The sequence below is a fragment of the Bacillus sp. AK031 genome, assembly GCF_053903065.1.
The window spans coordinates 956,142-967,683 of sequence record NZ_CP096424.1 but is presented as its reverse complement, the minus strand read 5'-3'; the positions used below and the strand labels follow the sequence as shown (position 1 = coordinate 967,683).

6 protein-coding genes and 1 other annotated feature are annotated in these 11,542 nt (G+C 42.2%); of the genes, 3 read left to right on the top strand and 3 right to left on the bottom strand.

The window, feature by feature from the left end:
• Positions 1-26: 26 nt before the first annotated feature.
• Positions 27-1,934 carry a sensor domain-containing diguanylate cyclase gene (locus M1E09_RS04855; RefSeq protein WP_456273732.1) on the bottom strand — a complete coding sequence of 636 codons (1,908 nt, stop codon included), beginning with the start codon at positions 1,932-1,934 and terminating at the stop codon, positions 27-29.
• A gap of 694 nt (positions 1,935-2,628) precedes the next feature.
• On the opposite strand from M1E09_RS04855, the gene rpsD reads away from it, so the two are divergent.
• Positions 2,629-3,231, top strand: a complete 603-nt coding sequence (gene rpsD, locus M1E09_RS04850) for a 30S ribosomal protein S4 (RefSeq protein WP_456273731.1) — start codon at positions 2,629-2,631, stop codon at positions 3,229-3,231.
• 324 nt (positions 3,232-3,555) lie between these two features.
• A complete protein-coding gene (locus M1E09_RS04845) occupies positions 3,556-4,266 on the top strand; it encodes a TerC family protein (RefSeq protein WP_456273730.1) in 711 nt (236 codons plus the stop codon).
• Between the two features lie 829 nt (positions 4,267-5,095).
• Here the strand turns inward: M1E09_RS04845 and tyrS are convergent.
• Positions 5,096-6,358 (bottom strand): tyrosine--tRNA ligase, encoded by a 1,263-nt coding sequence (tyrS, locus tag M1E09_RS04840; protein WP_456273729.1) that lies wholly within the window; start codon positions 6,356-6,358, stop codon positions 5,096-5,098.
• A 78-nt stretch (positions 6,359-6,436) separates the two neighbouring features.
• Positions 6,437-6,658, bottom strand: a binding site (T-box leader).
• 322 nt (positions 6,659-6,980) lie between these two features.
• On the opposite strand from tyrS, the gene M1E09_RS04835 reads away from it, so the two are divergent.
• Positions 6,981-9,959, top strand: coding sequence for a transglycosylase domain-containing protein (locus tag M1E09_RS04835; protein WP_456273728.1), 2,979 nt, complete (start codon positions 6,981-6,983; stop codon positions 9,957-9,959).
• A 225-nt stretch (positions 9,960-10,184) separates the two neighbouring features.
• On the opposite strand, the gene M1E09_RS04830 is transcribed toward M1E09_RS04835, so the two are convergent.
• Positions 10,185-11,375: an IS4 family transposase gene (locus tag M1E09_RS04830; protein ID WP_456272525.1), complete on the bottom strand. Its 1,191-nt coding sequence runs from the start codon at positions 11,373-11,375 to the stop codon at positions 10,185-10,187.
• Between the last annotated feature and the right edge of the window lie 167 nt (positions 11,376-11,542).

The window sequence follows — 11,542 nt, the reverse complement described above, 5'->3', positions numbered from 1 at the left end:
ATAAATGGCTCCAAGGCTGCATTTTGTTATTCCACGGTATTCGAGACCTGATTTTTCCCATGATTTTTTGCATAATACATTGAGGCATCCGCTCTTTTGACCAAGTCTTTCACATGATCCTCTACTTCTCGCTGCCATGAAGAGACACCGCAGGATACTGTCACAGATGGTTTCGTAGCCACCGCAACTTTTTTCACAATCCGTTCAGCTGTTTCAAGTCCTGTTTCCATATCTTGATGAGGCAGATAGACTGCCAGCTCTTCTCCACCCCATCTGGCGGCAAAGCCGATTTTGTGCGATTCATTCATAATTGCTTTTGCGACTTGAATAAGGACTTCATCACCCGTTTGATGGCCATAGGTATCATTGATCTTTTTGAAGTCGTCAATATCCATTAGCAGAAGTGTCCCCTGCGCATCATTTCTCATTGACCTGCCCATTTCTTCATCAAGGAAGTGCCTTGAATACAGCTGAGTCAGGTGATCGGTGATAACCAGCTCTTCCAGCTTTTCACGCAGCATAGAATTCGTCAGCGCCAAAGTGGAATGGTGGATGAACGATTGCAAAAGCTTATACATATCGAAAGAAAAAGAATAAGGCTGCTGATGCAGTACCACACAAAAACCGATCATCGAATCGTTCTGTATCATCGGGACCGCCATTAGGGAAAGAAATGATAACTCTTTTCCAAACTTTCCGCTTATGTCGCCAATAAAGATGGATTCCTTGTCTTTGGAGATATGGCGTTTCACATAATTTATATAGGTAGCACCTTCGAAACTGTTAAAAAACGCGGAGCTTTCAGGCAGCACCTTGCATTCTTCCTGCTCATCCACAAAAACAAATCCGATGGAAGATGCCTGAAAAGAACGCTTGATCTGCTTCTTTAAAAAAGCCAGTGTTTCTGTCATCCGAAGATTAGAATTAAGTCTATGGGAAGTTTCATTGATCAGCTGCAAATCGGAAATCAAGCGTCTTGACTGCTGATATAGTTTGGCATTTTCAAGAGCACTTCCAGCCGTATAGGCCAGTAAACGAATGAATTCCATATGATTGGCAGGAAATCTGAATTGAGTGGCAGAAGCAACCTCCAGTACCCCATAAACCCCCTGTTTCCCCTTTAATGGAGCATACAGCGTAAACTTTTGTTCTGAATGATGACTTTCAATTTCAGTAGTACCATTAACAAACGCTTGCATCGCCGCTGTATTAGCACGATCATAATCAAAATCTTTTATAGGAAGATCTCCGTGATTCTTATCGTTATCATTGGAAAGCAATAACAAGAACCCATATTCGGGAAACACCCTTTGCAGAGTATTGATGATCTGTCCCAACAAGATATTGATATCCATGGAAGAATGGAAAGTTTCGTTGACTTTAAAAAGTTCGCGGTAGCGGTGTTCCTCTTCAACTATTTGGTAAAAATAATTCATTTTCCCTATAAAAGCAGAACTTTGAGCAGCAAAACCTTGAAATGCTTTTGGAGATAAATTCAAAATATCAGCTGACCGGACATCAGAAACCAATAGAATTCCAAGAGGGCTCCGCTTGGCATCCATTAATTTGAAGCCGAGATCGAAATCAATAAAAGAAGATGAAAAATCCTTCCCGCGTACATAATCCTCTTCGCTTCCTGCAAAAATATCATCCAATGTATCGACCATGACAGAAATGGGGTGATGAGAAGAAGAAATAACCTCAGTAAGCTGGTAGCTGTTTTCCATCCAGCGGTAATAAAGCACTGTATCAGCCTGAAGCAAATGCTGGATGACCCCCATCCAGCAGGACAAACATAAGCTGTAATTGGTGCCGTCACCCTTGAATTCTTCATTTACTAAATCAAATAATTGGGCTTTATAAGAGTTTAAGAAGGTTTCACTGTTCCATTCCAACTCTCTCATCTTCGTATCCATCCGATCATTTTTCACCATGGCATGTCCCTCATATCTTCACTTCTTCTAATGGATTTCCTTTGGCAAAGCACTAACGACAATTGATCTGTTTCTTAATCCTCAAATGACAAATCTCAAATTTTGTGTGCATCCTGAGTAATTTCCCAAGTTTTCATCATTATCAGCAAAGCCAGATGACTGGCTGCACTGATAATGATGAACGGCTTTAATCACTTATATGAAAGTAATTCCATCATATATAATTATATCATAAAGAAATCTCCGTTTCCTATGTAATATTGTAAATTAACAATAGTTTTTAAATGTGAAAATACATACTGTAATAAATCCTTTTTTGAGTCTTCTAGATCATGAATGGCCAATTAATATAGTTTCATAAGACCAACAGAACTGTTAAATGGTGAATGCCAAAGAAAGGAGCTGGCTTCTTCCTAGGCCGTAAATAGAAATATTCCATATTCCCAAACCAGAATTTCAGAAAATACGATTTCCCCTTGACTTAGCTCCATCAAAAACATATAATATTCTTTGTGTAAAATAAATGCAGCCTTTGTGAAGTCCTTTATGCTGTATTTTGTTCCTCTTCTTGAGGTGTATCTTGTAACTCTCTGCTGCTGGAGCGAAGGTACATGAAAACATAATACTCATAATTGTTAATTCACACACGGTTTTTATTTTACAACAAAATAAAAACACGAAGGAGGAGTCTTCAATGGCTCGATATACTGGCCCAAGCTGGAAATTATCCCGCCGTCTTGGAATCTCTCTAAGCGGTACAGGTAAAGAATTAGAAAAGCGTCCTTACGCTCCTGGACAACATGGTCCTAACCAACGCAAAAAAATCTCTGAATATGGTTTACAATTACAAGAGAAGCAAAAGCTTCGTCATATGTATGGAGTGACTGAGCGTCAATTCCGTAACCTATTCGACAGAGCAGGCAAAATGCAAGGTAAACACGGTGAAAACTTCATGGCACTTCTTGAAGCACGCCTTGATAACGTTGTTTATCGTCTTGGTTTGGCTCGTACTCGCCGTCAAGCACGCCAACTTGTTAACCACGGTCACGTAACTGTTGATGGATCTCGCGTAGATATCCCATCTTACCGTCTGCAAGCTGGTCAAACAATCGGTGTTCGTGAAAAATCCCGCAACCTTAACATCGTTAAAGAAGCTCTTGAAGTGAACAGCTTTGTTCCTGACTTCTTGACTTTCGATGCTGACAAGCTTGAAGGATCTTTCATCCGCTTACCAGAGCGCTCTGAACTACCAGCTGAAATTAATGAAGCACTTATCGTTGAGTTCTACTCTCGCTAATCTTCCAGAAAAAACCCCATTCTATTCCGGATGGGGTTTTTGTTTTGCATTTTTTATGCTGCTGCACACGCACAAACTTCCGCCATAAATTCTGAGCCTCAAATCTCCTCCTCACTTCTGTGTCTGCACAAATCTTCTTATAGATCATTTAGATGTATACTCCCCCTCTCATCATCATCGAAAATATTATTTTATTAAAAGTCACACCTCATTATGGTATGATAGATAAGTTGTTGTTTTTTTACATATGGTGATACCCTCCACTGCAACGAACGGTGATCACCTAATATAAGCATTTGAATTTCTGGAGGAGGAATGGAACAAATGGACTTTTTATTTTCTGCAGGATTTATTGTTTCCTCAGGAGCTATTGTTGCACTTTTGAAAATCATCGCAATTGATATTATCCTTTCTGGGGATAACGCCATAGTCATTGCCATGGCAACGAAAAATTTACCGAAGGACCTGCAAAACAAAGCGATTTTCTTTGGTACAGCAGGCGCTGTCATTCTTCGAATTTTATTTGCAGCCATTATTGTGTATCTGCTTCAAATCCCATATGTCCACTTAATCGGCGGCGTATTGCTATTGTGGATTGCGTACAAGGTACTGGTGGAGGAAGAAGAGGAAGCAGACATCAAATCACATACCGGCTTGAAGCAAGCGATTACGACCATCATTATCGCCGATGCTGTCATGAGCCTGGATAACGTTGTTGCAGTTGCTGGCGCTGCACACGGCAATATTAACATGATTGCACTTGGAGTCCTGATCAGTATTCCGATTATGATTTTCGGTTCTAAAGCGATTGTCCGATTACTTGAAAAATATCGCTGGATCGCCTATATAGGCTCGGGTATTCTCGCATGGACTGCAGGTGAGATGATCATGGCGGACAAACAGTTTTTAGCATTGCTGGATATGTCACACAGCCCTTATACTTACCTGATTATCTTGTTTCTGACTGCAGCTGTACTTCTTGCTGGATTCCTAGTTAATAAGAAACATACACGTGAGAGTGTCCAAGCTCATTAATATAGAAAAAGTGCCCCCTTTGGGAGCACCTTTTTTGTTTCCTTGTGTATTAAGTTCTCTCTAGATATTAACGAGTGAGACCATATGGGATATTAACCATCTGTCTTCTTGAACTCAGAATCAAACGGAATATACACATACTTTATTGAACAGCTATCCCTTCTATGCCAAGGTCAGGTGGTAGATAAATGCACTTTATTGACCACCTATCTCTCCTACCTCCAGACCAGGTGGCACATAAACTCCTTTTATTTACCAGCTATCCCTTCTAAAACAGGCTCAGATAGCAAACAAAGGCCTTTTGTTGACCACCTATCTCTCCTACCTCCGGACCAGGTGGCACATAAACTCCTTTTATTCACCAGCCAGCCCTTCTAAAACAGCTCAGATAGCAAACAATGGCACTTTATTGACCACCTATCTCTCCTACCTCCAGACCAGGTGGCACATAAACTCCTTTTATTCACCACCTATCCCTCCTCAAACAGGCTCAGATAGCAAACAAAGGCCTTTTGTTGACCACCTATCTCTCCTACCTCCGGACCAGGTGGCACATAAACTCCTTTTATTCACCAGCCAGCCCTTCTAAAACAGGCTCAGATAGCAAACAATGGCACTTTATTGACCACCTATCTCTCCTACCTCCAGACCAGGTGGCACATAAACTCCTTTTATTTACCAGCTATCCCTTCTAAAACAGGCTCAGATAGCAAACAAAGGCCTTTTGTTGACCACCTATCTCTCCTACCTCCGGACCAGGTGGCACATAAACTCCTTTTATTCACCAGCCAGCCCTAAATCCTAGAACCAGGTGGCAAAGTACCGGTGATTAAGAATACTGAATCATAAAGTACTTTTTCTTCCCTCTTCTGATAATCGTAAACTGGCCGTCGATTCTGTCAGCTTCCGACATGACATGCTGAAGATCGGTTGTGCGGTCGCCGTTGATATAAATAGCACCATTTCCGATATCTTCCCTCGCCTGTCTCTTCGATGGAGAAATTTTTGTGTTAACCAGAAGATCAACCAATCCAACTTCCTCATCCTTAGGCTGTGTGAATGAAGGAACATCCTTGAAGCCCTGCTTGATTTCTGCTGAAGAAAGCTCTTTGATGTTACCGCTGAAGAGAGCCTCTGTAATCTTGATTGCCTGCTCTAATGCTTCCTCTCCATGAATCAGCTTTGTCATTTCTTCTGCCAGCGTTTTTTGTGCTTTTCGCAAATGAGGTTCCGTTTCAACAGCTTGAGACAGCTGCTCAATTTCTTCATGATCCAGGAACGTAAAGTATTTAAGGTATTTTACGACATCCGCGTCCGCCGTATTGATCCAGAATTGATAGAACTCATAAGGAGAGGTTTTTTCAGGATCAAGCCAGATTGCACCGCTCTCGGTTTTACCAAACTTAGAGCCATCCGCTTTCGTCACAAGCGGGATCGTGAAACCAAATGCTTTGGATTCCTCTTCCCTTGTGCGCCTGATCAATTCCAGGCCTGTCGTAATATTGCCCCACTGGTCACTTCCGCCTATTTGCAACTTGCAATTGTAGTTTTCATACAGATGGTTGAAGTCCATCGCTTGTAAAATGGTATAAGTGAATTCTGTGTAAGAAATCCCTGTCTCGAGCCTTGATGAAATCGTATCCTTTGCCAGCATGTAATTCACGCCGATATGCTTTCCGAAGTCACGAAGGAATGTAACCATGTCCATAGGGCCGATCCAGTCAAAGTTATTGACCATAACCGCTCCGTTATCTCCTTCAAAGTCAAAAATGCTTTTAAGCTGATTCTTGATGCTCTCTGCATTGTGTTGAATGTCTTCAACCGTCTGTAATTTACGCTCTTCACTTTTACCGCTTGGGTCACCAATAAGGCCTGTTGCGCCGCCGACCAGGACCAACGGACGGTGGCCGTGCTCCTGGAAGCGCCTTAGCGTCAGGAATGGCAGCAAGTGGCCGATGTGCATGCTGTCCGCAGTAGGGTCAATTCCGCAATAAATTGATATTTTTTCTTTGTCCAGCAGGCTCTTCAATCCTGCTTCATCTGTTTGCTGATACGTTATTCCACGCCATTCTAAATCTTTTAATAGATCCATACGTCTCTTCCTCCTGTATTGTCCTGCAATATTTTGTATAGGGAGAAAATTCTCCACAAAAAAACGCCCCTGCTCATATGCAGGGACGCTTTAACACGCGGTACCACCCAACTTAAGGATAATCGTATCCTTCACTTAATAATATAACGGTTTTCCCGTTTGCAGCTAATCGATGCCTATGGTCTTTCGCCGCAAAAGCTCAAGGAGGTAATTCATCACGTTATGTATGTCAGTTTCCACCTGCCACTGACTCTCTGTAATAGGGATAACGGGACTACTTATTCCTGTCAAAGCATTTTCTTATGAAATTCAGATATTCCTTTTTTATCACAGCCGGAGCATGTTTGTCAATTTCCCCTTCTTGTTAATGATGTTTTTGTTGTTTCCCATACCGGATGAGCAACTTTGATCGCTCCTGCTATTTAAAGTACTTCCGGGCTAAAAAACAGCAACCCTTCAAAAGGCTGCCTTAAGCTTAAACAGACTCAGGTAAAAAATACCGTTAAGGGGAAGCCGTGGTACATTGGGGGTTCTTTCTAAGCACTGTTGTAAATTCCTTATTTTAGTCATCACACGGTCGAAATATGCTATAATATAGTTGATTTTAGGAGGAGTGTAAAATATGAAGGAAAAATTTCAATCTTTACTGCAGCGGTCTCAGCCTGTCATCAAGTTCTTTATTAACAATAGATTTTTAAAACGCGCCAGAATCACGTACGGTGTTCTTTGGAATTTATTATTGATTTTTATTATGGTAGCTGTTCTTGTAACAGCATTCGCTGGCGGCGTTGGAGCAGGCTATTTCGCTTCTCTGGTAAAAGAAGAACCGATACGCCCTTACGACAACATGAAACAGGATATATACAACTATGAAGAAACATCACAGCTCTATTTTGCCAATGATGTCTATCTCGGTAAAATGAGGACGGATTTAGAGCGTGAAGAAGTCAATATTGACGAGGTCTCTGATCACCTCATAAATGCAATCATCTCGACAGAAGACGAATACTTTAATGAGCACAATGGTGTCGTGCCAAAAGCAATTCTTCGCGCCATCGTTCAGGAATTCACGAATTCTGCCACTCAATCAGGCGGAAGCACTCTGACTCAGCAGCTGATCAAAAATCAGATCCTTACAAATGAAGTTTCCTTTGACCGGAAAGCCAAGGAAATTCTTTTGGCTCTGAGATTAGAGAGGTTCTTTGAAAAAGATGAAATTTTGGAAGCCTATCTGAATGTAGCTACGCTTGGCCGAAACTCTTCCGGTCGTAATATCGCGGGAGTCAAATCAGCGGCAAAAGGCATCTTCGGCGTAGAGCCTAAAGATTTATCCCTGCCTCAGGCTGCTTTCATCGCCGGACTTCCACAGGCCCCATTCGCTTATACCCCTTTTACCAATGGAGGGGATGTCAAGGAAAACCTTGAACCGGGCCTGACAAGAATGCAGACTGTTTTGTACCGGATGTTTGAAGAGGGCTATATCACAGAAAAAGAGTATGAAACAGCAGCAAACTATGATATCTCACAGGATTTCATTGCGCCAAAGCCTTCTTCTAATGATAACTACCCTTGGCTGACTGCGGAAATCGAAAGCCGCGCCAAGGTGATCATTTCTGAAATGCTGGCAGATAAAGACGGCTACTCAAAAGATGACCTGGACAATAATGATGAATTATATGAAAAGTATATCACTCTTGCCGACCGGGAGATGAGACAGCGGGGATACCAAATCCACTCAACGGTCAACAAAGATATTTATGACAGTATGCAGAAGACAAAAGATGCATATGAAATGTATGGACAAACCCTTACAAGTACCGAAATCGACCCTGAAACAGGCGAGGAAGTCGAAGTACCAAATCCTGTTCAGGTCGGAGCGATCATGATTGAAAACCAGACGGGGAAAATCATTAGTTTCGTTGGCGGAAGAGACTTTAAACAAGAACAGCTGAACCATGCTACACAGTCAATCAGACAAAATGGTTCAACAATGAAGCCATTGCTTGTGTACGCACCAGCGCTCGAATTCGGCGAAATCGGGCCAGGCTCGCCTCTTCCCGATGTTGAAATGTCGATTATGGCTGGAAACGGTGTGATGTGGCAGCCTCAAAACTACTCGTTCGATTACAACGGCCTTATTCCGGCAAGATTTGCACTGGCTGAGTCATTGAACATTCCGGCAGCCCGCCTTTACACAAAAATTTTCAACAAACAGCCTATTCAGTTCCTTGAAAAAATGGGCTTTTCAACACTTACAAGTGATGAAAAAGAGAACTATGCCCTTGCGCTTGGAGGTATGAAGCGGGGAGTAACTCTTGAAGAGAACACCAATGCTTATACAACTTTTGCCAACGACGGAAAATTCATTGACGCCTACATGATCGATAAGATTGTCAACAAAGAAGGCGAAGTGCTCTATCAGCATGAGATTGAGCCTGTCGAGGTATTCAGTCCTCAAACTGCTTATCTGACGATCGATATGATGCGCGATACACTTGATCACTATGCTGGAACAGGCCGTTATGCCAAAAAATTCCTTAACTTCGCTTCAGACTGGGCTGGTAAATCGGGAACGACCCAGGAGTATAAAGACCACTGGTTTATCGCATCCAATCCGAACATCACATTTGGAACCTGGTTTGGATATGATGATCCAAAGTCAATGTACAGGGCGATGGACACTTACGGACATTATGGTTTGAGAAATATCCGCTTATGGTCTTACATGCTGAATGACGCTCGTGATCTTGCTCCTGAATTAATTGATCCTGAAGACACATTCCAGTCACCAGGGGGGATCGTTAACCGCTCCTTCTGCGGAATCTCCGGTCTTCTGCCTTCAGAGGCATGCAGCCAGGCAGGACTTGTGAAGAGTGACTTATTCAACGCACAATATGTTCCGAATAAGACGGACGACAGCCTGCTGAAGAGCCGTTATGTAATGATCAATGGCGATAAATATCTGGCTCTTGATTCTACACCGGAAGAATTCTCACAGCCGGGAGTCATTCTGAACCCTGACTTTGTCGAGAATATCCTTAATGGAATTAAAGCCGACCCTCGTCAATTGATACCTGCTGATGAGGAAAGATATAAAAATATTCTTGTCGCTGAAAACAAAATTGAAGATGACGGAGCTGTTCCTGGAACAGTCAAAGCAAGTGCTTCCGGAAACAAAGTCAGCTGGACAGCATCGGCAAGTAAAGATGTCGTCGGGTACCGCGTCTTCACGGTAAGCGGACAAAAAGTCGCCAGCGTAAAATCAGATGAGAATCTGGTATCGACACTTGGTGACGGAGAATATTACGTTGTTGCAGTAGATGTAGCCGGCAAGCAGTCGGGCAAATCTAATACAGTAAGAATCGGTAAGAAGAAAGAGGAACCTAAGCCACCTAAAGAGGACGAAAAACCAGATAAACCGGAAGAACCTAAGCCGGATACAGGAGATTCAGAAGACGATTCCGGACAGGATGATGGCTCGGACTCTGGAAGTGACGGCGGAGAGAATGATTCAGGAAATGACACTGGATCAGGATCAGGATCAGGGTCAGGCTCCGGAGATGGTTCAGGTACTGGAGAAACTGGCAATAGCCAGGGCTGACTATATCAATAACAAGAAAAAGGGTAATCTGCCTTTGCAGATTACCCTTTTTTCTATCGCCATACTTTAACACTTTAAAGCGAAAAGAGGGACAGTCACTAGCGATGCATATATGTAAATTTCTTAAATTTATTCAAAATTTTTACAGTTCGTTTCAGCTCCGGAATTAAAAAATGGTAACATGGTTGTAAAAGACCTTGTTCCCATTTTTTTACATACTTATAGTTAAATTCGTCGTTTTCCTTTTACCATGGCTACAGTTCCAAAATCATGTTTAGATTTCGAAGGGATCGGGACTTTTTGCCTTCCTTTTGATTTTTTCTTCTTTCTCCCTAATTCTACTAATAAATCGCTATACGTTTTATAGAGATAGGTTTGAAGTGCTTGAAAGAATCCCCATGTAGTCTTGGTGGATCGTGTCATAAGTTTAACGATCACAGATAGACCAAAGGCAATGACCGATAAGAACATTTGATTCCAGATTCCTTGGGGCTTTGTGCTCCAAATTTTAGTGAATTTCAGGTGCTGTTTTATCCATTTAAAGAAGAGCTCAACGATCCATCTGTTTTTATAAATATCTAGAATCTCAGTGTCTTCAAGGTCCCATCGATTGGTTAAGATTCGATACACCCTATCCTTTTCATCCGTAAATTCGATGTATCGGACAGGATGGTGAGAGGTGCCGAAATAGACAATGGCATCCTTGGTGACAGAAGGATGAGTTGGTTCAAACTCTTTTTCAATGTATACCCTCAAATTTTTCGAGATTCTCGTAACGAAAGAAATGTCTCTCCTCAGCCATTCTTCCAGATTCATTTTGGAGGAATAGCCCCGGTCCGTTACGTAGGTGGCATAAGAATCTTCGATGAGGTATTTGGCACTTTCAAAGTCACTGACATTGCCCGTAGAAGGAATGATTTTGTCTGGAAAGGCCGTATTTGGTGAGGTAACAACTAACCTCGTGTGCATTTTTACAGCCGTATGATCCTTCGAAATCGTTGCCCACTCACACAAGCTTTTAGGCAGCTTCAGTTCTGTAGAATCAACGATTTTGAGGAGCCCCACTTTTTTTGAAATCCCTTTTTGGTCGCGTGTAAGGTGGAGAAGTATCTCGACAACTTTATAGAAAAGTTTCTCTACAGTTTCGGTCGGAAGATCGTTGATTCGGCGGCTTAATTGCGAGCCGCTGATCATATCGAGATCCAACTCCTCGCGTAAGGAAGGATGGGCGAAGAGCTTCTCTTCCATACGATTGTACGAATTCCACTGATCTAACTGGCCAGCGATAAAAACTTTGATTAAGGACTCTGTTTTGAGCTTCTTTCTGTAGTCCAGTAGTGGACATCTCAGGTGTTCGGTTGGCAATAATTTTAAACATTGACAAATTAACGTTTCATGACCTATACTTTTACTCATTGTGATGAGCTCCTTTTGTAGAAGATTTGGGAACAAGTATGGTCCTGCATCTTCTACATTAGGGCTTTTTTTGCGTTTAGGAAAGTATTTTTATTTTTTTATCCACAGGCTTCCATATTTTGTAACACATGCATCGCTAGTGAGGGACAGTCCCTCTTCGTGCTTTA